This is a genomic window from Methylobacterium sp. 190mf (assembly GCF_900107945.1).
In the GTDB taxonomy this organism is placed as follows: Bacteria; Pseudomonadota; Alphaproteobacteria; order Rhizobiales; family Beijerinckiaceae; genus Methylobacterium.
In genome coordinates, this window is sequence record NZ_FNVI01000001.1 from 319,876 (window position 1) to 340,855 (window position 20,980).

At 73.5% G+C, this 20,980-nt stretch carries 18 protein-coding genes and 2 pseudogenes; 11 read left to right on the top strand and 9 right to left on the bottom strand.

Features of this window, described 5'->3' with window-relative positions; genetic code table 11:
- Positions 1 to 6 precede the first annotated feature (6 nt).
- Positions 7 to 2,142, bottom strand: coding sequence for a S9 family peptidase (locus tag C4T42_RS01565; protein WP_103984630.1), 2,136 nt, complete (start codon positions 2,140 to 2,142; stop codon positions 7 to 9).
- A gap of 554 nt (positions 2,143 to 2,696) precedes the next feature.
- Between C4T42_RS01565 and C4T42_RS01570 the strand changes: the two genes are divergently transcribed.
- The 3 genes from C4T42_RS01570 to C4T42_RS01580 all read left to right on the top strand — a co-directional run bounded on the left by C4T42_RS01570 (position 2,697) and on the right by C4T42_RS01580 (position 5,611).
- Complete coding sequence (locus C4T42_RS01570; protein ID WP_020090936.1) at positions 2,697 to 4,304, top strand: porin; 1,608 nt, start codon at positions 2,697 to 2,699, stop codon at positions 4,302 to 4,304.
- 137 nt (positions 4,305 to 4,441) lie between these two features.
- Positions 4,442 to 4,669 carry a hypothetical protein gene (locus C4T42_RS01575; RefSeq protein ID WP_103984631.1) on the top strand — a complete coding sequence of 76 codons (228 nt, stop codon included), beginning with the start codon at positions 4,442 to 4,444 and terminating at the stop codon, positions 4,667 to 4,669.
- Between the two features lie 93 nt (positions 4,670 to 4,762).
- Positions 4,763 to 5,611: a DUF6456 domain-containing protein gene (locus C4T42_RS01580; RefSeq protein WP_181049135.1), complete on the top strand. Its 849-nt coding sequence runs from the start codon at positions 4,763 to 4,765 to the stop codon at positions 5,609 to 5,611.
- A gap of 6 nt (positions 5,612 to 5,617) precedes the next feature.
- On the opposite strand, the gene C4T42_RS01585 is transcribed toward C4T42_RS01580, so the two are convergent.
- Complete coding sequence (locus C4T42_RS01585; RefSeq protein WP_020090933.1) at positions 5,618 to 6,046, bottom strand: SufE family protein; 429 nt, start codon at positions 6,044 to 6,046, stop codon at positions 5,618 to 5,620.
- Between the two features lie 80 nt (positions 6,047 to 6,126).
- Positions 6,127 to 7,218 (bottom strand): PAS domain S-box protein, encoded by a 1,092-nt coding sequence (locus tag C4T42_RS01590; RefSeq protein WP_181049136.1) that lies wholly within the window; start codon positions 7,216 to 7,218, stop codon positions 6,127 to 6,129.
- Between the two features lie 359 nt (positions 7,219 to 7,577).
- On the opposite strand from C4T42_RS01590, the gene C4T42_RS01595 reads away from it, so the two are divergent.
- The 3 genes from C4T42_RS01595 to C4T42_RS01605 all read left to right on the top strand — a co-directional run bounded on the left by C4T42_RS01595 (position 7,578) and on the right by C4T42_RS01605 (position 9,931).
- Positions 7,578 to 7,880 carry a DUF3761 domain-containing protein gene (locus tag C4T42_RS01595; RefSeq protein ID WP_091676159.1) on the top strand — a complete coding sequence of 101 codons (303 nt, stop codon included), beginning with the start codon at positions 7,578 to 7,580 and terminating at the stop codon, positions 7,878 to 7,880.
- A 115-nt stretch (positions 7,881 to 7,995) separates the two neighbouring features.
- A complete protein-coding gene (locus C4T42_RS01600; RefSeq protein ID WP_103984632.1) occupies positions 7,996 to 8,658 on the top strand; it encodes a helix-turn-helix domain-containing protein in 663 nt (220 codons plus the stop codon).
- On the top strand, positions 8,633 to 9,931 hold the full coding sequence (locus tag C4T42_RS01605) for a terminase family protein (protein WP_103984633.1): 1,299 nt from the start codon (positions 8,633 to 8,635) through the stop codon (positions 9,929 to 9,931). The genes C4T42_RS01600 and C4T42_RS01605 overlap by 26 nt, the downstream gene beginning before the upstream one ends.
- A gap of 361 nt (positions 9,932 to 10,292) precedes the next feature.
- On the opposite strand, the gene C4T42_RS01610 is transcribed toward C4T42_RS01605, so the two are convergent.
- Positions 10,293 to 10,535: a hypothetical protein gene (locus C4T42_RS01610; RefSeq protein WP_234081909.1), complete on the bottom strand. Its 243-nt coding sequence runs from the start codon at positions 10,533 to 10,535 to the stop codon at positions 10,293 to 10,295.
- 58 nt (positions 10,536 to 10,593) lie between these two features.
- Positions 10,594 to 11,634 (bottom strand): hypothetical protein, encoded by a 1,041-nt coding sequence (locus tag C4T42_RS01615; protein WP_103984634.1) that lies wholly within the window; start codon positions 11,632 to 11,634, stop codon positions 10,594 to 10,596.
- Positions 11,635 to 11,664: 30 nt separating this feature from the next.
- On the opposite strand from C4T42_RS01615, the gene C4T42_RS01620 reads away from it, so the two are divergent.
- The 3 genes and pseudogenes from C4T42_RS01620 (at position 11,665) to C4T42_RS01630 (ending at position 14,790) form a co-directional block, all read left to right on the top strand.
- Entirely contained in the window at positions 11,665 to 12,858 is a 1,194-nt protein-coding gene (locus C4T42_RS01620; RefSeq protein ID WP_103984635.1) for a phage portal protein, read from the top strand.
- 15 nt (positions 12,859 to 12,873) lie between these two features.
- Positions 12,874 to 13,479 (top strand): annotated as a pseudogene (locus C4T42_RS01625) (HK97 family phage prohead protease); the annotation flags it as partial.
- Between the two features lie 24 nt (positions 13,480 to 13,503).
- Positions 13,504 to 14,790: pseudogene (locus tag C4T42_RS01630) on the top strand (phage major capsid protein).
- A 15-nt stretch (positions 14,791 to 14,805) separates the two neighbouring features.
- Here the strand turns inward: C4T42_RS01630 and C4T42_RS01635 are convergent.
- Entirely contained in the window at positions 14,806 to 15,378 is a 573-nt protein-coding gene (locus C4T42_RS01635; RefSeq protein ID WP_103984637.1) for a hypothetical protein, read from the bottom strand.
- A gap of 702 nt (positions 15,379 to 16,080) precedes the next feature.
- On the opposite strand from C4T42_RS01635, the gene C4T42_RS01640 reads away from it, so the two are divergent.
- Positions 16,081 to 17,736, top strand: coding sequence for a porin (locus C4T42_RS01640; protein WP_103984638.1), 1,656 nt, complete (start codon positions 16,081 to 16,083; stop codon positions 17,734 to 17,736).
- 149 nt (positions 17,737 to 17,885) lie between these two features.
- Here C4T42_RS01640 and dps read toward each other — a convergent pair whose 3' ends face one another.
- The 3 genes from dps to C4T42_RS01655 form a co-directional block, all read right to left on the bottom strand.
- Positions 17,886 to 18,431, bottom strand: coding sequence for a DNA starvation/stationary phase protection protein Dps (gene dps / locus C4T42_RS01645; protein ID WP_012321876.1), 546 nt, complete (start codon positions 18,429 to 18,431; stop codon positions 17,886 to 17,888).
- A gap of 126 nt (positions 18,432 to 18,557) precedes the next feature.
- Positions 18,558 to 19,469 (bottom strand): trypsin-like serine protease, encoded by a 912-nt coding sequence (locus C4T42_RS01650; protein ID WP_103984639.1) that lies wholly within the window; start codon positions 19,467 to 19,469, stop codon positions 18,558 to 18,560.
- 149 nt (positions 19,470 to 19,618) lie between these two features.
- Positions 19,619 to 20,380 carry a S1 family peptidase gene (locus C4T42_RS01655; RefSeq protein WP_091676184.1) on the bottom strand — a complete coding sequence of 254 codons (762 nt, stop codon included), beginning with the start codon at positions 20,378 to 20,380 and terminating at the stop codon, positions 19,619 to 19,621.
- 25 nt (positions 20,381 to 20,405) lie between these two features.
- Here C4T42_RS01655 and C4T42_RS01660 point away from each other — a divergent pair, with 25 nt between their 5' ends.
- Positions 20,406 to 20,969 carry a phiE125 gp8 family protein gene (locus C4T42_RS01660; protein ID WP_020090920.1) on the top strand — a complete coding sequence of 188 codons (564 nt, stop codon included), beginning with the start codon at positions 20,406 to 20,408 and terminating at the stop codon, positions 20,967 to 20,969.
- Positions 20,970 to 20,980: the final 11 nt, after the last annotated feature.

The window sequence follows — 20,980 nt, forward strand, 5'->3', positions numbered from 1 at the left end:
GCGGCTCTACGCCTTCCCCACCGCCATGAGCGCGAAGGCGTAGATCAGCGCCACCTCCTCCAGCCGGTCGAACCGGCCGGCGGCGCCGCCGTGGCCGGCCTCCATGTTGATCCGCAGGAGCACCGGCCCGCCGCCCGTCATGGTGGCGCGCAGCCGCGCGACCCACTTGGCCGGCTCCCAGTAGGTCACCCGCGGGTCGGTCAGCCCGCCGAGCGCCAGGATCGCCGGGTAGTCCTTGGCGGCGACGTTGTCGTAGGGCGAGTAGGACAGGATCGTCCGGAAGGCGGCCTCGCTCTCGCCCGGGTTGCCCCATTCGGGCCATTCCGGCGGCGTCAGCGGCAGCTCCGCGTCGAGCATGGTGTTGAGCACGTCGACGAAGGGCACGTCGGCGACGATGCCGGCGAACAGCTCGGGCGCGAGGTTGGCCACAGCCCCCATCAGCATCCCGCCCGCCGACCCGCCATGGGCGACGATGCGTTTCTCGGCGGTGTAGCGCGCCGCGATCAGGGCGCGGGCGCAGGCGATGAAGTCCGTGAAGGTGTTGGGCTTCTTCTCGCGCTTGCCGTCGAGGTACCAGCGCCAGCCCTTCTCGGTGCCGCCGCGGATATGCGCGATGGCGTAGACGAAGCCGCGGTCGACGAGGCTCAGCAGGTTCCTGCGGAACGCCGCCGGCATCAGCGTGCCGTAGGAGCCGTAGCCGTAGAGCAGCAGCGGCGCGCTGCCGTCGAGGGCGAGGTCCCGCCGGTGCAGCAGCGAGATCGGCACCTGCTCGCCGTCGGGCGCGGTGGCGAAGAGCCGCCGGGTCACGTAGGCGGCCGGGTCGTGCCCGCTCGGCACCGCCTGCCGCTTGCGCAGGAGCCGGGTGCGGGCCGCGCAGTCGTAGTCCCAGGTCTCCGACGGGGTCGTCATCGACGAGTAGACGAAGCGGATCGTGGCCGTGTCGAAGGCGAGCCCGGCCCGCAGGCCGAGGGAGTAGGCCTCCTCGGCGAAGGCGACGCTGTGCTCGGTGCCGTCAGCGAGGTCTCTCACGACGATCCGCGGCTTGGCGTTCTCGATCTCCAGCCGGACCAGGTGGCCGGCCAGCAGGTGCAGGTGGCGGATCATCACCCCGGGCCGGTGCGGCACGAGGTCGGTCCAGTTGGCGCGGCCCGGATCGTCGAGCGGCGCGGTGACGATCTTGAAGTCCTCGGCGCCGTCCGCGTTGGTGCGGATGAACAGGCGGTCGCCGCGGTGCTCGACGCCGTAGATCAGCAGCGGCGTGCGCGGCTCGACGAGGCGCAGGGGGGCGTCTTCCGCGTGCCGGTCGAGCAGCCGGACCTCGGAGGTCTCGTGGTCGCTCACCGTCACGTCGAGGAAGGCGCCGGACTGCGTCTTGCCGATGTGGACGAAGTAGCCGGCATCGGCCTCCGTGTAGACGGTCTCGTCCTCGCTCTGCCCCGTGCCGATGCGGTGGCGCATCACCTTGGCGGGGCGGTGGTTGGCGTCCACCGCCACGTACCAGAAGCTCGCGCCGTCCGCGGCCCAGACCGCCTCGCCGGAGGTCGCCTCGACCCGGTCGTCGAGATCGAGGCCGGTGGCGACGTCGCGCACCCGGATCGTGTAGAGTTCCGAGCCCTTGGTGTCGGCGCTCCAGGCGAGCCGGGCGTGGTCGTCGGAATGCACCGCGGCGGCGATCTCGAAGAACGGCAGGCCCTCACCCTCGCGGTCGCCGTCGATGAGGATCGTCTCGTCCGGGTCCAAGCCCGACTCGGGCACGTCGGGTGATGTGGCCGGCCGCCGGCAGATCAGCGGGTGCTGCCCGCCCTCGCGGTGGCGGGTGTAGTAGGCGAAGGGCCCGTCCGGCTCGGGGACGCCGCTCTCGTCCTCCTGGATCCGCCCGCGCATCTCGGCGACGAGCTGCCGCCGGAGCTCCGCGCTCCCGGCGAGCGCCGCCTCGGCGAAGGCGTTCTCGGCGTTCAGGTAGGCGGCGATGTCCTCCGGCAGCGCGGCCGGGTCCTTCAGGACCGTCTGCCAGTTCTCGGCCTTCAGCCACGCGTAGTCGTCGGTGATCTCCTGCCCGTGGACGCTGAAGCGTCGCGGCCGGGCCTCGGCCACCGGCGCGCCGGTCCTGTGAGCGAGCAAGCCGTGGCCGATCTCCGTCATCGTCTCTCCCGTCGGGTCCCGTCGCGCGCGGGTGTCGCGTCCGGGTGAGGGGATGTGTCCCGCCGGGCGCGCGGATGCAAGGCGTCCGGGGGCGCGGCCGGGGCGGGCGGCGCGTATCGCCGGCCGGGACGGCGCGGCCACGGGACCGGGGCCGATCCGTTGCTTTCCGGCATCGGTGGCGCGGGAAACGGTCCGGCCGACGACGCGATCCGCCGGCGCGGTTCCGCGCCGGAGCGGCGTCTGGAGCCGCGCCGGGGCGGCCCGATCGTGCGGTCTCGGCGAAGGTCCCGAACCCGCCAGGGACTTGGCGCAGCGGCCGATTTCGGCCTCAACGCGGCACCGGAACGCCGCGGGTGCGCCACAGATCCTGACAAGTCGAGCCGAGCACAGGCCCGAGAAAATCGCTCTGGGATTATCCGGCTCCGCGATCCGTCCGACATGAAGGGGGACTTGCGGATGGTGGAATGGCCGATTCGATGCATGTTGTGTGTGCGGAGTACCGGAAACATCGTGCGAAGCGGGGGACAACGGGCGTACTGGCGGGTGTTGCGGGGTTGCTGAGTCTGCCGGCGGAGGCGGCGGAACTTCCCGATCGGCGAAAATCGCAGCTCATCGAGCACGTGCGGATCTGCTCGGCCTACGGCCAGGCCTTCTTCTTCATCCCCGGCACCGATACCTGCCTGCGCCTCTCCGGCCGCGCGCGCTACGAGTACGCCTACCAACCTTCCTACAGCCGTTCGGGGAGTGCGACCGCCACCCCGGGGGATTACAGCGGCTACCAGGGCCGCCTCCGGATCAACCTCGACGCCCGGTCCCAGACGTCCTACGGCACCCTGCGCGCCTTCCTCCGCCTCGACGCCGGGAGCCGGACCGGTTTCGCCACCATGCATGCCGGCGCGCTGAACCGGATCGGCGGCGCCTTCCCGGCCCTGGGCGTCGACCAGTTCGGGCGGGCCCAGCAGCAGTTCAACGTCGACAAGGCCTTCATCCAGTTCGCCGGCATCACCGCCGGCCGCGCCTCCTCGTTCTTCGATTTCTACGCTCACGACTTCGAGTTCATCGTCGCCTCCATCGGCTCGGACAATCCCTCGACCAACCTCGCCGCCTACACGGCGACGCTGGGCAAGGGCCTGTCCGCCTCGCTGTCGATGGAGGACCCGGTATTCCGCCGCACGCCGGTCTACGCGTCCCAGAACGCCGCGGCCTCGGCGTTCCCGAATCCCGGCGCGATCCTCTCGCCCGGGAACCCCGTCGCCCCGGTCTTCGTCGGCTACGACGCCGCCGGCCGCCCGACCGGGGTGGGCTTCGTGGACACGGTCCAGCGCAGCCGCATGCCCGACATCGTCGGCGTCCTGCGCTCCGACCAGTCCTGGGGCTCCGCGCAGCTCTCGGGGGCCGTGCACGAGGTCAACCACGGCCTGCTCAGCAGCGTCTCGTTCGCCGGCACCAACCTGGGGGCGCCCGTCTCGGTGGGCAACAACCGCACCCCGGGCGGCGCGGCCTCCGCCCTCGGCTGGGCCGTGCAGGGGGGCGTGAAGATCAACCTGCCAGCGATAGCGACCGGCGACACGCTCTACCTGCAGGGCGCCTACGGGGAGGGCACCGCCCTGTATACCGGCCTGCCGGCCTATAACGGCCCCTGGGCGCAATCGGCCACCGCGGTGCAGGGGGCGGCCTTCTCCCAGTTCTTCAGCGACGGCGTGATCAACCCCTTCACGCAGCGCCTGGAGCTGTCGACGAGCTACTCGTTCACGGCGGCGATGCTGCACTACTGGACGCCCGCGGTCCGCTCCGCCTTCTTCGGCTCCTACGGCGCCCTGAGCTTCGCCCGCGGCGCCCGCGCGGCGCAGGGCGCCTATTTCGGCGTGACCGGGACCGGGCCGGGCACCCCCGGCACGCGGTTCTTCGACCTGAGCCAGGTCCTGCGGGACAGCTACCGCTTCGTGGTCGGCGGCAACCTGATCTGGTCGCCGGTGAAGGAGTTCGATATCGGCGTCGAGGCGATCTACACGCGCTACGGGCCGCAGAGCGGCCGCATCCTCGACCTGGGCCGGTATCCCAACCAGAACGCGGCCTACGTCAACAACCTCGCCAACCCGGTCTCGACCGCCCGCCACGTCGACGTCATCCAGGTGCGCGCGCGCGTGCAGCGGGACTTCTGAGGGCGGCTGCGGATCCGGGGTGATCCAAGAGGGCTGGCGGCGATGCCGGCTCGGCCGGGAGCCGGTTCCGGCCTGGGGCGTTGAACCGCGGGCCGTGGCTTCGACCACGGTCGCCGGTTCAATCCCGAGGTGCCGACATGGACGCGACCCCCGATCCGCAGCCGGATCCGCAGGACGATCACCCCGCCGCGGACCTGGAGCGGGTGAACGACATCCTCGCCGCCTGGGCGGCGCGCTCCGCCACCGAGAGCGCCGCGCTGATCGACCGGTTCGAGGCGATGGGCTACGAAGTCCGCGGCAAGTCGGAGGGTGAGATCGCCGACATCCTGCACCGGCCGCCGACGCGCGCGGCCGTCGCTAGATAGCTGTGGGTTGTAGGTAAAAAAGCCTTGACCTTCTGATTTTTCCTGAGAAACTGGAGGCTTCGCACGTCCGTCGTCGCACACACGGAACAAAACATGAACATGCGAGTGAAGGGCGGCCGTTCCGCCTCCGCGGGGACGCGTCGCCGCGGCGCCGCTCCGGGGGATCTCCCGTCGGAGGCGGGGCGCCTGCTGGCGCGGCTCGGGGAGCCCGGCGCCTACGCGCGGCCCGACCCCCTGGTCGAGGACGCGCTGGTCGCCCGGCGCGGCGGCGACGGGATCTCGGTGGGGAGCGGCCGCTTCGCGGCCGCCTCCGGGCGCGCCCTGGCGGCGGCCGATCTGGCGACGTGGAACGCGGCCGGCACGCGCCTGACGATCAGCGAGGCCGGGCGGGCGCGCCTGCGCCGGGAGGCCCGGCCGGGCGACTTGGCCTTCGCGGACCAGCACCGCGACCTCGCCGTCGTGGAGGGCGGCGCCGGGCCGACCCTGCGCAACGCTGCCGAGAACCCCCTGGCCTGGATGGTGCGGCGGCGCGACCGGGACGGCGCGCCGCTCATCGACGCGGCCGCCTTCGAGGCCGGGGAGCGGCTGCGGCGGGACATGACCACCGCCGCCCTGCTGCCGCGGATGGGCGCGGATCTCGGGGCGCCCCGGATCGACGGCGGCGGCCCGCGCGACCCGGCCTCCGCGGCCGACCACGTGATCGCGGCCCGGCAGCGGGTGCGCGGCGCCCTCGACGCGGTCGGGAGCGACCTCTCGGGCCTGCTGATCGACCTCTGCGGATTCCTGAAGGGCCTGGAGCGGATCGAGGCCGAGCGCCGCTGGCCGGCCCGCTCCGCCAAGGTCGTGGCCCGCATCGCCCTGGGGCGGCTGGCCGAGCATTACGGGCTGGAGCGGGAGGCGACCGGTCCGGACCGAGCCCGCCTGCGCCTCTGGCGCGGGTGAGGCCGCTCAGGCCTCGGCGGCGAGCCGGACCGCGTCGCGGTGGATGCGCTCCGCCATCGCCCGGACGCCGTTGGAGCGCTTCGACGTGACGTGGGCGCCGAAGCGGAGCTGCCGGAACAGGTCGAGGCCGTCGGTCTCGGCGGCCTCCTGGGGCGTCTTGCCGGTGTAGAGCGCGATCATCAGCGCCACGAAGCCGCGGACGATGAACGAGTCGCTGAAGCCGTGCAGGACGAGGCGCGGCGTGCCGTCCGCCGGCTCCGCCCGCGTGTCGATCCAGACCTGGCTCTCGCAGCCGTGGACGCGGTTCGCCTCGGTCCGCTCCGATTCGGGCATCGGCGGCAGGGCGCGGCCGAGCTCGATCAGGTATTCGAGCCGCATGTCGTCGTCTTCGACGATCTCGAAATTCTCGATGATGGTGTCGATGGGAGGGAGCATGCTCGGCCGGGTCCGGAAAGGTCTGGGCCGCTATAGGCCGGCCGCGCCGTTGTGGCGACGGGGTCCGGCGCCGCGGGCGCTCATTGCGGGCCTGGGCGCGCCGCCGGCAGGGTCAGCCACAGGGGGGCGCCCGGGCTGGCATCGCCCGCGACGCTGATCTCCGCCTGGGCCGCGTAGGCGGCGATGAGGCGGGGGCCGAGCTTCGGGACGTTCGGTCGGCCCGACTCGGCCGTGTCGCTCACCTTCGAGACGATCGAGAGGCGCAGCGGCGCGGCGGCCTCGATGTCGATGGCGATGGCGCAGGCGACGTGCTCGGCGGTGGCGTCCAGGCACTCGGCCACGATCTCCGCGACGATCATGCCCAGGGCGTTGGCGGTGCGCGGCTCCACGAGACCGTTCCCCGAGCCGCCGACCTGGACGCCGATCCGCCCGGCCCGCCGGAGCTGCCCGAGCCCGGAGGCGAGGCGGTGCAGGTAGTCCTTGAGGTCGATCGACGCGATGTGCGGCGCCTCGTGCAGGTGCTGCTGCACCAGCGCGATCGCCCGGACCCGCTGGCCCAGCGCCTCGAAGCTGCCGCGGCAGGGGTCGGGGGCCGCCCGCCCGTAGAGGCCGATCAGGCTAACCATCACCTGGAGGTTGTTGCGGACCCGGTGGTAGACCTCGGCCAGCAGCGCCTCCTTCTCGGCCAGCGCGTGCTCGATGTGCTCCTCCGCGTGCTTGCGGTCGGTGATGTCGAAGCAGGAGCCGAGATAGCCCTGGAACCGGCCGTCCTCCACGAGGGGGCGGGCGGTGTCGAGCAGCCAGCGGTACTCGCCGTCGTGTCGCCGGAGGCGGAACTCGACGGTGAAGGGCGCCCGCGCCTCGAACGCCTCGGCGACGATCCGGGCGTGCCGCTCGAAATCCTCGGGATGCAGCCCGCTGCGCCAGCCCAGGCCGAGCTCCGCCTCCAGGGGGCGCCCGGTGAATTCCAGCCAGCACTCGTTGTGGTGGATCGCCTGACCGGCCTCGTCCGAGCGCCACATCATCAGCGGCACCACGTCGGCGAATCGCCTGAAGCTGTCGCTGAGGGCGGCGGCTTCCGCGGTGCCCTGCGCCGGGCCCCGACCAGGATCCCCCGCGGGGCCGTTGCCCAGCGGGTCTTCCGCGCCGGACCCTGGTGGCTCACCGACCATTCTGTACCCGATTCACTCTGACGAACTGCGTGAAAGGCGACGCCTGCGTGCGGATGGCGCCGGTCAACGTGTCGACCGGACGGCCGTTCCGGTCCTGAACCGCGTTCAGATCTGCCATTCACCGGGACATTAGCGGCAATACCTTTCGAGCCCGTTCAGCATCCCGCCGACATGCGGGGCCGCACCGGGCGCGCGGACGCGGCGGAGAGCCGGTCGGACGACCCCGGCCGAGGTCCGGCCCGCGCGCACCCCGTGACCCACGCGCACAACCTGTAGCTGGCTTCTGGATAACCACAGATAGTTCGTGACGCCCCGATCCGGTTGTGTCTCTTGGCAGATGATACAACCTTGAGGGTGCCGTGCTGCCTGTCCCGACCGCGACGAACGCCGCCCGCTGGCCGGTGCTCGCCGGCCTCGTCCTCCTCGGCCTGTCGGGCGGCGCCGTCGCCCGGCCGTTCTCGGAGCCCGACGACCGGAACCTCGACCGCCACGGCCACTACCGCAGCCGGGACGGGTCCGACGTCCACCGGCCGGCCAAGAGCCTCGACGGCAGGAAGCCCGCGGGCGCCACGGCCAAGTGCCGGGACGGCACGTGGAGCTTCAGCCACACCCGTCGAGGCACCTGCTCGGGTCACGGCGGCGTGGCGCACTGGGCGGGCTGAGACCGAACGATGCCTTAAGTCCTAGATCAGTCGAGAAATAGGAATTAACGCTTGACACCGGCGCGCTGCCGGGGTATCAACCAGGCACGGTCGAGACGTGTGCGGAGAGCCCCCGATGTGGCCACCCCCTCCCAGCAGGGCGGACAGCCGCGCCGAGGCCCTGACGCTCCTGCGCGAGACCGACCTGACGTGCGACGCGATCGCGGCCCTTCTCGGCGTCCACCCGAAGACCGTGCACACCTGGAACGCCCGGGCCGGCTGGCCGAGGCCGCGGCAGCACCGGCCGCGGCTCCTGACGGGGCGCTGGCCGGCGGCGCGCCGGGCCGCCCTGATCCGCCTGCTGTGCACGCCTGGCGCCGATCCCGGCGACGTCACCGAGATCCTCGGTCTCGGCCGGCTCGACCCGGCGATGATGGCCACGGCCTTCGGGGCTGACCTGCCGCCGGCGGTCACCGGGCGCGGCGACCCCGCGGCCGACCCGGCGACCCTGCGGGCGCGTCTGCGCGCCCACATCGCCCGGCAGATCGCCGCCTTCGACGCGGCTCTGAGCGGGGCCGGGGCGGGCGCGGGCGACTCCGCCCGAATCCTGCGCGACCTCGGCGGCCTCAAGCGGCTCCTCGACACGGTGGATGCGGAGGGCGCGCGCGGCGCCGCGGGGGAGGGGGGCGATGGCACCGGACGCGACACCGAACCCGACACCGAGCCCGACCTGCCCGCCCTGCGCGCGGAGATCGCGCGACGCGTTGCTGGCTTTGTCGGCGGCCGGGCGGCTGCCTGACTTCCTCGAGACGCTGCCGCCGGACCTCCTCCGGGCGCTCGCGGGCGACTGGATGCACCAGGCCCGGCCGGACCAGCTGCCGCCGCCCGACGCGGCGCCCTGGACCACCTGGGCGGTGATCGGCGGCCGCGGCAGCGGCAAGACCCGCACCGGGGCCGAGTGGGTCGACGCCCTCGCGCGCGGCGACCCGGCCTTCGCGGGCGCGCCGGTCGGGCGGATCGCCCTGGTAGGCGAGACCCATCTCGACGTGCGCGACGTGATGGTCGAGGGACCCTCCGGCCTCCTCGGCCTGCCGGCGCGGGGACGGGCCCGGCCCGCCTGGTCGCCGAGCCGCCGCCGGGTGGAGTGGAGCAACGGCGCCGTCGCGCTCGCCTTCTCGGCGGAGGAGCCCGACGCGCTGCGCGGCCCGCAATTCGGCGCCGCGTGGTGCGACGAGGCCGCCAAGTGGCGCCGGCCCGAGGTGGCCTTCGACATGCTGCAGTTCGGCCTGCGCCTCGGCGCCCGGCCGCGCAACCTCGTGACGACGACGCCCCGGCCGGTGCCGCTGATCCGCCGCCTGCTCGCCGACCCGCGCACGGTGGTGAGCCGTGCCCGGACCCACGACAACGCCGCGCATCTCGCGCCCGACTTCCTCCAGCAGGTGGTCGGGCGCTACGCCGGCACGCGGCTCGGCCGGCAGGAACTCGACGGCGAGCTCATCGCCGACCGGGACGACGGCCTGTGGACGCGCGCGGCCCTGGAGGCCGGCCGCCTCGCCGCGGCGCCCGATCTCGGGCGGATCGTCGTGGCGGTGGATCCCCCCGCCGCCTCGGGCGCGCGCTCGGACGCCTGCGGGATCGTGGCGGCCGGGCGCGCGGGCGGGCACGCCTACGTGCTGGCCGACGCGAGCCTCGCCCGCGCCACCCCGCAGGCCTGGGCGGCCGCGGCGCTGGCGCTCTACCACCGGCTCCGGGCCGACGCCCTCGTGGTCGAGGTCAACCAGGGCGGCGAGATGGCCGCCGCCGTGCTGGGCCAGTGCGACCCCGCCGTGCCGGTGACCCGGGTCCACGCCACGCGGGGCAAGTACCTGCGCGCCGAGCCGGTCTCGCTGCTCTACGCCCGCGGGCTGGTCCACCACGTCGGCGCCTTCCCGGCGCTGGAGGACGAGCTGTGCGATTTCGGTCCGGACGGCCTGTCCGGCGGGACCTCGCCCGACCGTCTCGATGCCCTGGTCTGGGCGCTCACGCACCTGATGCTGGAGCCCCGGGCCGAGCCCCGGATCCGGCGGTTGTGACAGCGGTCGCCGGAAACAATTCGGCGCGCTTCGGGTGAAGCGCGCCGGAGTCGGTTCGTGGTCTCTGGAACGAACTGCATGCTGTATACACAATGTCGTGCGCCAAATCTGTAGCGATCAGGCCACGGCACGCGGTCCTGAGCTGGGAATCCCCACCGTAATTCTCCGTATTGCGCGCCGACGGCGGGCGGATTGAGGGGCGCATCTGTCGGGTTGATCCCCGCCGTCCTTCCCGGGCGCCGCGGCCCGGCTCCGATTCCCGAACCGTCGTCGCTGCCCGACCCCGGCACATCGGCATGCCGGGTTCTTGGGCGTGCCGGGTTCCTGGGCGTGCCGGGCTCCTGGACGCCCGAGCGGTCGCTCAATCGCCGCCGCCACCGCCATCACCGCCGCCGCCGCCGTCGCCGCAGCTGCCGCCGTCGCTGCCGTGGCAGCCGCCATCGCCGAAGATCGCGCCGCCGTCGCCGCCGGAGCCCGAATCGTAGCTGAGGGAGCCGGAGCGGCGGGGCCCCCGGGAGCGCGTCGCGGAGGGCATGAGGCAGCGGAGGAAGGGGACGAGCGCGATGACGAAGATCGCGAGTTCGAGGGCCTGCTTCCTGTCCATCGGAACCTCCATCGGTTCGTCGGTCCGGACAGTCTAGCACAGGTCGGCGCCGGGCCGGTCAGGGCGGCGTGGTCAGGCTCCGCAGGGCGGCCCGGACGTCGGCGAGGGTGCCGACCAGGGCGTAGCAGGCGAAATCGTGCGCGCCGGCGGCGGCGTTCGCCAGCCGGAAGCGGCAGCTCAGGCGGTTCGCCCCGGCCTCGGGCGCGACCGCGAAGCCGGGCCGCGGCGCGTCGGGCTCCTGCTCCGGCGGACCCGGGGCCCAGACCGCGAGGGCGTGCGAGCCCTCCGGCGTCGCCAGGATCACCGGGTCCGGCCGCTCCCCCGCTCCGGGGCCGAGGGGCGCGAGCCCGCCGGTCGACGGGTCGAAGCGCCAGGCCGCGGAGAACTCCGCCGGCACCGCGGCGGCGAGGGGTTCGAGACGCAGCGCCGCCGCGGGCTCGGTCAGGTTGAAGCTCGCCTGCACCTCCACGGCGTTGCCGAGGCCCGGCAGGCCGAGGGCGACCCGCTTGCGCAGGAGCGGGGCCGGGGCCGGGATCGCGGGGCTCGCGGAGGCGGTCGGGCAGTCCGCGGGCGGCTCGTCGGCCGGGTCGGCGGGGCCGTCCCAGGCCATGCGGGTCTCGGTTTCGGCCCAGCTCCGTCCGGCGCGCAGGGCGCGGAGCCGGCGGGCCGCGGGCGCGCCGGACCCGTCCTGCGGGGTGCCGGCCTCGCTCGCCCGGCGGCAGGCGGCGCCGGAGCCGATCTCCGCCCGCGCCTGCAGGGCGTCGCCCGGCTCGGTGTCGGCGAGGAAGGTGACGCCGTCCCAGGTCAGCGTGTCCACCGCCCCGGCGACCCGCCGGGACAGGCGCAGGCTGATCTCGGACCGGCCGAAGGGGCGCGCCAGGATCAGGGTCCCGTCGGGCTCCGGCCACAGGGGCGCGGGCGCATCCACGGCCCGGGCCGGCGCGGCCGGGGGCGCGGCCAGGGGCCCGGCCAGGAGCCCGGCGACGAGCGCTGGGACCAGAGCCGCGACCCGCGCCGCGACGCGGGTCCCCGCCCGGACCCGTCCCCCGAACCGCGCCTGGGGCCGCGCCTGGGGCCGTGTGGGGATCCGGGGCTGCATCGTGTGACCATAGCTCAGGAACGGACCGGCATGTCGACCCTCCTCGAACGCCTGGCGCGGGTTGCGCGCCGCGCCGCCGGCGGCCCGGCCCTCGCCACCAAGGCCGCCGCGGCCCCGGCCTTCGCCCTCTACGCCGAGGGACGGGCCAGCTGGACGCCCCGCGATCCGGCGGCGCTCGCCCGGGCCGGCTATCAGGCCAACCCAGTGGTCCACCGGGCGGTGCGGCTCGTCGCCGAGAGCGCCGCCGGCCTGCCGCTGATCGCCACCGGCCCCGGTGCCGAGCGCGCGGGCGACCTGCTCGCCCTGCTGGCGCGGCCGAACCCCCGGGAGAGCGGGCCGCACCTCCTGGAGACGCTCTACGCCGACCTCCTCCTCACCGGCACGGCCTACCTGGAGGCGGTGAGCCTCGACGGGCGGGTCGCCGCGCTCCAGGCCCTGCGTCCCGGACGGATGCGGGTGCTGCCGGGCCCGGACGGCTGGCCGGCGGCCTATCTCTACACGGCGGGCGGGCGCAGCCGCCGGTTCGACCTGCCCGAGCCGGGGATCGCCGTGGCGCCGATCCTGGCGCTGACGCTGTTCCACCCGGAGGACGAGACCGGCGGGCTCGCCCCGATCGCGGCCGCCGCCGCCGCCCTCGACATCCACAACGCCGCCAGCGCCTGGAACAAGGCGCTGCTCGACAACGCCGCCCGGCCGTCCGGCGCCCTGGTCTTCGCCGGGGCGACGCTGTCCGAGCCGCAATTCGACCGGCTGAAGGCGGAGCTGGAGGCGAACTACCAGGGTTCCGCCAATGCCGGCCGGCCGCTGCTGCTGGAGGGCGGCCTCGACTGGAAGCCGCTCGCGCTCTCGCCGCGCGACATGGACTTCGTGGCGGCCAAGGACGCGGCCGCCCGGGAGATCGCCCTGGCCTTCGGCGTGCCGCCGCTGCTGCTCGGCCTCCCCGGCGACAACACCCACGCCAACTACGCCGAGGCCAATCGCGCCCTCTACCGCCAGACCCTGATCCCCCTCGCGGCCCGCACCGCCCGGGCGCTGGCCGGCTGGCTGGAACCCGCCTTCGGGGCGATCGACCTGGAGCCCGACCTCGACCGGATCGAGGCGCTGGCCGGCGAGCGGGAATCCCTGTGGCGCCGGGTCCAGGCCGCGGACTTCCTGTCGGTGGCGGAGAAGCGGGAGGCCGTGGGCTACCCGCCCGCGATGCCGGGGGCGCCGGGCACACCCTGAGGCGCGGGGCGCGCCCTCACTGTCCCATCCGAGGATCCCCCCATGGACGGCCACTTCTCCGGCTATGCCAGCCTGTTCGGCGTGCCCGATCTCGGCCGCGACGTGGTGGTGCCGGGCGCCTTCGCGGCGAGCCTCGCCCGCCGCGGGGCCGCGGGCGTGCGGCTCCTGTTCCAGCACGACCCCGCCGAGCCGATCGGCCGCTGGCTCGCCCTGCGCGAGGATGGCCGCGGCCTGTTCGCGGAGGGCGCGCTCAACCTCGCGGTGCAGCGCGCCCGCGAGGTCGACGCCCTGATGCGCGGCGGCGGCCTCGACGGGCTCTCGATCGGCTTCCGCACGCTGCGCGCCCGGAAGGGCGCCGGCGGCGAGCGCCGGCTCCAGCAGGTCGACCTCTGGGAGATCTCGCTCGTGACCTTCCCGCTGCAGCCGGGGGCCAGGGCGAGCCCCGCGTCGATCCCGGCTCCGGACCCGGAGGCCGACGCGATCCGCGGCCTCGCCGGCCTGATCGCGCCGCCGGGCGCCCTCGGACCCGCCGCGAGACCCGCCTCCAGACCCGCCTCCAGACCCGCCGCGAGACCTGCCGCGAGACCTGCCGCTTGGCCGCTGCCGGCCGCGCGGTCCTGACTTTCACCCCCGACGAGGCCCATCATGGACGCCCAGACCCCGATCGCCGATCCCGCCCCGCTGGGCGGCCTGCCGCCGCTGGAGAACAAGGCCGCCCATTCCGACGGCGGCCCGGTCCGCTCCGCCCTGGACGAGCTCGCCGCCGCCTTCGCGGCCTTCAAGGAGACGAACGACGCGCGGATCGACCGGATCGAGGGCCGCCTCGGCGTCGACGTGCTCACCGAGGAGAAGCTCGCCCGGATCGACGCGGCCCTCGACGCCGCCCGCACCCGGCTCGACCGCATCGCCCTGGAGCGGGCCCGGCCGCCCCTCGGGCAGCCGGACGTCCGGGAGACGGGGGCCGCGCACGAGCACAAGGCCGCCTTCGACCTCTACGTCCGGGCGGGCGAGAGCGCCGGGCTCAAGCGCCTGGAGGCCAAGGCGCTCTCGGCCGGCTCCGGGCCGGACGGCGGCTACCTCGTCCCCGACACGATTGAGCGGACCGTGCTCGCGCGCCTCGGCCAGGTCTCGCCGATCCGGTCGATCGCCAGCGTCCAGCCGATCTCGGGCGCCCAGTACAAGCGCGCCGTCTCGGTGGGCGCGCCGGTCACCGGCTGGGCCGCCGAGACCGCGCCGCGCCCCGAGACCGCCGCGCCGGCCCTGTCGGAGATCGCGTTCCCGGCCATGGAGCTCTACGCGATGCCGGCCGCCACCCAGACGCTCCTCGACGATTCCGTGGTCGATCTCGACGCGTGGCTCTCGGCCGAGGTGGAGACCGCCTTCGCCGAGCAGGAGGGCGTCGCCTTCGTGTCCGGCAACGGCGCGAGCCGCCCGCGGGGCTTCCTGAGCTACGACACGGTCGCCAACGCCGCCTGGGTGCCGGGCAAGATCGGCACGGTCGCCACCGGGACGGCGGGTGCGTTCCCGTCGGCGAGCCCGGGGGACGCGCTGTTCGACCTGATCTACGGGCTCCGGGCGGCCTACCGGCAGAATGCCGGCTTCGTCATGAACCGGCGCACCCAGAGCGCGATCCGCAAGTTCAAGGATTCGGAGGGCAACTATCTCTAGCAGCCGCCCCTCGCCGCCGGCCGGTCCGCGACGCTGGTCGGCTTCCCGGTCACCGAGGCCGAGGCGATGCCGGACCTCGCCAAGGACAGCCTGTCGGTGGCCTTCGGCGACTTCCGCCGGGGCTACCTCGTGGTCGACCGGACCGGGATGCGGGTGCTGCGCGACCCGTACTCGGCCAAGCCCTACGTGCTGTTCTACACCACCAAGCGCGTCGGCGGCGGGGTGCAGGATTTCGACGCGCTCAAGCTCCTGAAGTTTTCCTGACGCGCGGCGGCGACCCTAGCCGGGGCAGCCCGCGCGGTCGCCGCAGCCCGCGAGCCGCCCGGCCTGCTGCTTGGCCCGCTCGAGATTGGTGCGGGCGGTGACCAGCCGCTCGCTGGCCTCCCGGCGGATCCGCACCGAGGTGCCGGGCTTCGCCTCGCGGACGTCCACGGCCTCCCAGTAGGCCATCGCGGCCTGCAGCTCGGCCTGCGCCTCCTTGAGGGTCGGAACCGGCGGCTGCGGCATCTCCGGCATCTCGGTGAGGCGGCCCTCCAGCACGGCCCGCGCCACGGCGATCTCGAACCGCCGGTCGACGCCGAACTGCGCCATCCGCTCCAGGTTCGGCTCGATCATCTCGAGGAGCGCCAGGGTCGGGACGACCAGCGCGTGCGCGTCCCCGCCCCAGCCCGGATCGCATTTCTCGCCGTTGACCGCCCAGAAGATCCCGCGCGCGGTGGCGATGCGGCCGTTCCGCACCTCGCGGACGCGCAGGAAGAAGAAGCGCTCGCCGTAGATCGGGTCGAGCGAGCGAATACAGGCCAGACTGCCGGGTCTGGCCGCCTGATAATATGTCTCAACATCGATTTCCACTGACGTCTCACAATTTCAAGGGCTGCATGACGCGGATCCGCTCGGGCGGACGCGCGGAAATCATGGAAACGCTGAAACGGTACGCGGACGACTCGGGCGTGGGACGGCATGAAACGAAGCGCTGCGCATGGGCGGCTCGCCTAGGGCCGATCGGCCGTGCCGGTCGACCCGATGGGGTGAGAGGGGACCGGGACCCCGGCGCCGCCTCTCGATACCGAGCAGTCCGGGTCCGGTCCCGTCGGCAGACGTCCGTCGCTGCGGGGCCCGCGCACCGCCCGGCGCGGCGCCATCCTGCAGGGCGATCGGATCCGCGTCCGAGCCGGCCCGTGAGGGCTCGACGGCCGAATACCCCTTCGTTTCCGGTAGATCAATACGATCTGTCAGGGAAGTACAGTGTTTCTGATAGAAACATGGTCTGTTAGTACGCTTTCCAGCCGAAACGCTTGTGCTGTGTCTGTTTCCGTCGGACAAACAAGATCATTTTTATGTGGCCGCGTGGCCACCGAATACATCGGCACGGGTGGCCGTTCCGATTTGGGATTGATGGCTGCGGCCATTTGCGGGAACTTATTCGAACAAGAGCTCGAAAGAACCAGAGCTCATCGGCAAGACGAATCAATTCGGCCGAAACAAATAATAGCAGCGCGGCCTGCGTGGCTGAATGCTGTCTCCAATATGGGTCTCGACGTTTTGGGGAAATCGATGAGGATCTTGAAGCACACGCTCCTCTGTTCCGCCGCGGCTCTGTCCGCGGCGAGCGCAGCGCAGGCGGCTGATCTGCCGGTCAAGAAGGCTGTCCCGATCGAGTACGTCCGCGTCTGCGGCGCGTACGGCGCCGGCTTCTTCTACATCCCCGGCACCGACACTTGCCTGCGTCTCTCCGGCCGCGCCCGGTTCGAGGGCGGCTACATGACCAGCTACTCGCGGCAGAACGGCTCGAACGTCGGTGATACGTCGGGCTACCAGGGCCGGATGCGCATCAACCTCGATGCCCGCACCCAGACCGCCTACGGCACCCTGCGCGCCTTCGTGCGCCTCGATGCCGGATCCCGCACCGGCTATTCCGGCGTCGGCCAGTCGGGCACCCAGCAGCGCATCGGCCAGGCCTTCCCGGCTCTCGGCATCGACCAGTTCGGTCGCGCCTCGCAGTTCGTGAACGTCGACAAGGCCTTCATCCAGTTCGCCGGCATGACCGCCGGTCGCGCCTCGTCGTTCTTCGACTTCTACGCCCACGACTTCGAGTTCGCCGGCGCCACGCTCGGCTCCGACATCGCCTCGACCAACCTGCTCGCCTACACGGCCACGCTCGGCAACGGCCTGTCCGCCACGATCTCGGCCGAAGACCCGGTCTTCCGCCGCAGCCCGATCTTCTCGCAGACCAACAACCCGACCGGCGCCACCAACAACGCCAACATCCACAACTTCGCTCAGACGAACGCGCCCGCCGAGGTGTTCATCGGCTACACCGGCGGCGTGCCGACCCGGTACAGCTTCGTCGACGTGATCCAGCGCTCGCGCATGCCCGACGTCGTCGGCGCCCTGCGCCTCGACCAGGCCTGGGGCTCGGCGCAGCTCTCGGCCGCCGTCCACGAGCTGAACGTCGGCAACGTGCACAACGGCGCCGGCACCGGCACCGGCTCGAACATCAGCATCCCCCACACCAGCAACTCGTACGGCTGGGCGGTCCAAGGCGGCCTGAAGATCAACACGCCGTTCATCGCGCCGGGCGACGCCCTCTACCTGCAGGGCGCCTACGGCTCCGGCTCGCAGATGTACACCGGCTACTGCGCGTTCAGCGGCTGCTACTCGCAGAACCCGACGACCATCCAGGGCCAGAAGTTCGCGCAGTACATCAACGACGCCACGATCAACCCGTTCACGGGCCAAATCGAGCAGTCGACGAGCTTCACCGCGACGGCCTCGTACCTCCACTACTGGACGCCGGAGTGGCGCTCGGCCTTCTTCGGGTCGTACGGTGAGATGAACTACAGCAGCGGCGCCCGTCTGGCCCAGGGCGCGGCCTTCGCGCTCGCCAACCCGGCCGGTGCCAACTCCTTCGGCGTGAACGCCGTCGGCGTGCCGGGCACCCGGTTCTACCAGCTCAGCGAGGCGCTGCGCGACACCTACCAGTTCGTGGCGGGCGGCAGCATCATCTGGTCGCCGGTCAAGGACCTCGATATCGGTGTCGAGGGCTTCTACACCCAGATCGGCGTCAAGAACGGCCGCGTGATCGACCGCGACAAGAGCCCGACGGCCTACGCGAACGTCGCCGGCATCAACAACGGCACCTTCGTGCCGCGGACCACGACGGCGGACAGCGTCTCCACCTTCCGCTTCCGCGTCCAGCGCGACTTCTGATCCCCGATCGGGACCGGTTCGCCCTCCAAAGCTTCCCGGTCCTGATGTCCCCGTGCAAAGGGACCCCACTGAGCCCGGCCTCGCGGCCGGGCATTTTCGTTTCCCCGATCGCGTCGGGTCGCGCCCCGCCCGAAGGCGGGGCGCCGCGCTCAGCGGCCCGCGTTGCCGTCGCGCAGGGTGCCGGTCGGCTCCTGCACGTGCGCCTCGAGGAACCAGAGGTGCTTGTCGACCGCCCGCGAGATCTCGGTGAACAGGTCGGCCGTGTCGGGGTCGCCCGCCTCGTCGGTCTCGTCGATGTTCTGCCGGACCGCGTTGGCGTAGGCGGCGTAGCTGTCGATCAGCGCGGCGATGTGGTCGGCGATGGCGTAGATGCCGGTCGGGTAGGCCGGCAGCTTGGTGCGCTCGGCGACCGCCTGGGTCGAGCCGAAGGCCGTGGCGCCGAGCTGGACCGCGCGCTCGGCGACGCTGTCGTTCAGCTCGTCGAGCTGGGTGCGGAACCCGTCGAGCATCTCGTGGACGCCGATGAACTGCGGGCCCTTGAGGTTCCAGTGGGCCTGCTTGATCGCCAGGGCGAGGTCGATGCCGTCCGCGAGCCGGGCGTTGAGCGCCTCGATCGAGACCTTCTTGGCGTTCGAGTCGGTGTTGTTGCGGGTCTTGTGCGTCCGCGGGGTGTTGCTGGTGCCGGTGTCGGCCATGCTCTCGCTCCGTGAGCCGGGAAGGTTCGGATGCGAAAAGTGCCGATCGGCCCCCGGGTTCCCGCAGGCGCGAAGGATCCGGGGGCGGGCAGCGGCTTTGCCGCGGTCGGGCCGCGGTCAAGCCCCTCAGCGGCGGCGGCCTGGGCGGGCCATCCAGTCGGACCGGTTGCCGCGGGGCAGGGCGTCGCCGACCTGGATGCGCGACAGCTCCGCCGTGCGCGCGGCGATCCAGCCGGCATGCTCGGCCACCGGGGTCACGGCGGTGAAGCCGCCGCAGGCGGTCCGGCGCGCGCCCTGCTGCAGGGCGCCGCTCGACCAGCTCACCACGCCGACGATCCGGTAGCCGCCAGGGCCGCCGGTCAGGATCGGGCCACCGGAATCGCCCAGGCAGGCACCGGCGCCCGAGGTCTCGGCCATGCGCCGCCGGTCGGTGACGACGGTCACCCGGTTGGCGACCTGGAGCGAGCCGATCGACACGAGGTGGGCGAGCCGCAGGATCCGCGCCGAGTTCCGCCGGTTCTCGGCCACCACGCCGAAGCCCGCGATGTCCACGGGCTGCCCGTCGGTGATCGAGCCCGCGCTCCGGGGATCGAGGGGCACGTAGTCGTCGCCGAGCGGGCGCTCGAGCTTGAGCAGCGCCAGGTCGACGCCGGGCTGGTCCTCGGGGGTCGTCCCGGGCACGAAGTCCGGGTGCATGGAGGCGGTGATCACCGCGGTCCGGTGCTGGCGGAAGTTCCGGTCGACGCTGATCACCGTGTAGCCGGCGGGCCGCATCACGCAGTGGGCCGCGCTCAGCACGAGGTCCGGGGCGATCAGGGTGCCCGAGCAGATCTCGCCCTCGGTGCTCTCGATCCGCACCACGAAGCTGCGCGCCCCGTTCGGGTCCCGCGTCGTCGTGCCGTTGATCACCGCCGCCGCGGGCGTGGGCAGCAGGCCGCCGAGGGCGCCGAGCAGCGACAGGCCCAGGAACCCGCCCCACAGGCCGCCGCGCAGGCTGCGCTCGCGGGGGCCGGCCTTTCGGATCGGGCGAGGGGACATCGGGAACTCCGGGCGCGCGCGGGCGCGGGTGGGGGACGCCGGAGGCGGCGCCGAGGGAGCCTGGGGCGAGGGGCCCCAGATCGAGTGAGCCTAGAGCAAGGCAATAGCCCGGCCAAGCTGAGGTTCCCTGCGCACGCGGCGCCGCGCCGCTACTGCGCCCAGCGCGCCGTCCGGTCCCAGCTATCGAGCACGCGGTCGATCCAGCCCCGCTGCGGCCCCACCAGGACGCCCTGGGTGAGGCCGCCGCAGGCGCCCCCGATCCAGGCCGACAGGGCGAGCACCGCCCCGTCCGGTCCCGCGATCGGGCCGCCGGAATCGCCCTGGCAGGCGCCGCCGCCCGCGCCCTTCAGCCAGACCAGGATGCGGCTCGGCCCGTAGGGCTCGATCACCGGCAGGCCGAGGCTGCGGTAGGTGCCGGTGGAGCGCGGGTCGCCGGGCTTGGCCGCGCCGTAGCCCGACAGGGTCAGGGTCTCGCCCGCCCGCGCCGGGGCGGCGCTCAGGGTCACGGGCGCGAAGCGCGGCGGCAGCGGCGTCTCGGTGCGCAGCAGCGCGAGATCGACGGAGCGCCGCCGGGAAGCGGCCGCGCCGGCGTCGTAGCCCGGATGGACCGCCTGGGCGGTGACGTCGACGAGCACCGGCGCCCCGGCGGCGTCGCGGAAATGGACGCGGTGCTCCTTGGCGCCGGCGAGGCAGTGGCCGGCGGTCAGCACCGTGTCGGGGGCGAGCACCACGCCGGTGCAGACACCGCCCTTCGACGACAGGACCATCACGGCCCCGCCGGCCGGCGCCTCGGTGCCGCCGACCACCGCCCGCGCCGGGACGGCCGCGAGCGCCGGGATCGCCATCAGGATCGCGGTGACGGTCGCTACCCGCGCGGTGCGGGCCGCCGGGCGGCGCTTCGAGATCGGCATCGGACCACCTGCAGAGAGACGCGCGATGATCCCGTTACGCATCGCCGCCGCCGCCGTCGAGCCGGTGGGCGTGCCCGACCTGCGCGCCTATCTGCGCGTCGACTCCGACGCGGGCGCCGACGAGGACGGCCTGCTCCAGGCCCTGATCGCGGCGGCCCGCGCGAGCCTGGAGATCGAGACCCGGCGGATCCTGGTCCCGGGCCGGTACCGGATCGCCCTGACGGCCTGGCCGCCGGACGGGCAGGTGCCGCTGCCCCTGAGCCCGCTGGTCGCGATCCTCCGCGCCGGCCTCGCGGACCCGTCCGGAGGCGTCACCGACCTCGACGCCGGGCTGGTGCGCCTCGGCCCCGACCCGGACGGGGCACCGTCCCTGCAGGTGGATCCGGCCGCGCCGGATCCCGCCGGCCGCACGATCCTGATCGAGGTCGCGGCCGGGTACGGCGGCGACGGGCCGCCGCTCCCCGAGCCCCTGCGCCTCGCGATCCTGCGCCTCGCCGCCGCCCGCTACGAGCGTCGCGGCGACGAGCCCGACGCCGCCCGCACCGACGCCGCCGCGCTCGGCGCGCCGTTCCGGCGCCTGCGGCTGTGATCCTCGCACCC

What these genes read in the sequence shown, in the direction of transcription:
- C4T42_RS01615 (WP_103984634.1), bottom strand. Translation starts at nt 11,634, where the DNA reads ATGCAGCCCCGGATCCCCACACGGCCCCAGGCGCGGCCCCAGGCGCGG.
- dps (WP_012321876.1), bottom strand. Translation starts at nt 18,431, where the DNA reads ATGGCCGACACCGGCACCAGCAACACCCCGCGGACGCACAAGACCCGC.
- C4T42_RS01640 (WP_103984638.1), top strand. Translation starts at nt 16,081, where the DNA reads ATGAGGATCTTGAAGCACACGCTCCTCTGTTCCGCCGCGGCTCTGTCC.
- C4T42_RS01660 (WP_020090920.1), top strand. Translation starts at nt 20,406, where the DNA reads ATGATCCCGTTACGCATCGCCGCCGCCGCCGTCGAGCCGGTGGGCGTG.
- C4T42_RS01580 (WP_181049135.1), top strand. Translation starts at nt 4,763, where the DNA reads ATGAACATGCGAGTGAAGGGCGGCCGTTCCGCCTCCGCGGGGACGCGT.
- C4T42_RS01565 (WP_103984630.1), bottom strand. Translation starts at nt 2,142, where the DNA reads ATGACGGAGATCGGCCACGGCTTGCTCGCTCACAGGACCGGCGCGCCG.
- C4T42_RS01650 (WP_103984639.1), bottom strand. Translation starts at nt 19,469, where the DNA reads ATGTCCCCTCGCCCGATCCGAAAGGCCGGCCCCCGCGAGCGCAGCCTG.
- C4T42_RS01610 (WP_234081909.1), bottom strand. Translation starts at nt 10,535, where the DNA reads ATGGACAGGAAGCAGGCCCTCGAACTCGCGATCTTCGTCATCGCGCTC.
- C4T42_RS01655 (WP_091676184.1), bottom strand. Translation starts at nt 20,380, where the DNA reads ATGCCGATCTCGAAGCGCCGCCCGGCGGCCCGCACCGCGCGGGTAGCG.
- C4T42_RS01575 (WP_103984631.1), top strand. Translation starts at nt 4,442, where the DNA reads ATGGACGCGACCCCCGATCCGCAGCCGGATCCGCAGGACGATCACCCC.
- C4T42_RS01620 (WP_103984635.1), top strand. Translation starts at nt 11,665, where the DNA reads ATGTCGACCCTCCTCGAACGCCTGGCGCGGGTTGCGCGCCGCGCCGCC.
- C4T42_RS01600 (WP_103984632.1), top strand. Translation starts at nt 7,996, where the DNA reads ATGTGGCCACCCCCTCCCAGCAGGGCGGACAGCCGCGCCGAGGCCCTG.
- C4T42_RS01590 (WP_181049136.1), bottom strand. Translation starts at nt 7,218, where the DNA reads ATGGTCGGTGAGCCACCAGGGTCCGGCGCGGAAGACCCGCTGGGCAAC.
- C4T42_RS01585 (WP_020090933.1), bottom strand. Translation starts at nt 6,046, where the DNA reads ATGCTCCCTCCCATCGACACCATCATCGAGAATTTCGAGATCGTCGAA.